Origin of the sequence: Chromatium okenii, assembly GCF_016583745.1 — a bacterium.
Taxonomy (GTDB): Bacteria; Pseudomonadota; Gammaproteobacteria; order Chromatiales; family Chromatiaceae; genus Chromatium; species Chromatium okenii.
Window position 1 is genome coordinate 1 of the sequence record NZ_NRRQ01000122.1, and the last position, 643, is coordinate 643.

At 55.1% G+C, this 643-nt stretch carries 2 pseudogenes; both read left to right on the plus strand.

Annotation, left to right across the window (positions count from 1 at the left end):
* Nucleotides 1-465: pseudogene (locus CKO12_RS14455) on the plus strand (amidophosphoribosyltransferase); the annotation flags it as partial.
* Nucleotides 446-643, plus strand: a pseudogene (locus CKO12_RS14460) (O-succinylhomoserine sulfhydrylase); the annotation flags it as partial. The pseudogenes CKO12_RS14455 and CKO12_RS14460, both read left to right, overlap by 20 nt.

The following is a 643-nucleotide window of genomic DNA, read 5'->3' on the forward strand; positions in this document are numbered from 1 at the left end:
CCCATACCGCTGGAGTTTGAGGGCAAAAAGGTCATGCTCGTCGATGACTCTGTGGTGCGTGGCACGACCTCACAGCAGTTGGTTCAGCTCGCCCGCGAATCCGGAGCGCAGCAGGTCTATTTCGCCTCGGCGGCACCCCCGGTGCGTTATCCCAACGTCTATGGCATAGATATGCCTAATGCCACTGAATTATTGGCATACGATCGCGATGAGGAGCAGATTACTGCTGCGATCGGTGCAGACCGGATGGTTTATCAAGACATTGAGGATTTGCGAGCAGCGGTAATGGCTGGCAATGATCAGTTGACGCGCCTCGACTGTTCTTGCTTCGACGGTGAGTATATCACCGGGGATGTGAGTGAGGAGTTTCTTTACGGCCTCTCGGTAGCCCGTTGCGACGCGGCAAAGGAAAAATCGCGTCACGAGGAAAATCTTGAGACGGTCGATGTCCATAACCACGACTGAAAAAGACGCAGATAATCAATTGGATAGCGATGGAGAAGATGAGCCGCTGCGGGGGTTCGGCTCTCGGGCGATAAGAGCTGGCCAGAGCTGGGGCTGCGAGCAGGAAAATAGCGAGCCTATCTATACCACTTCCAGCTTTCGCTTTACCAGCGCCAGTGAAGCGGCAGCGCGGTTTGCT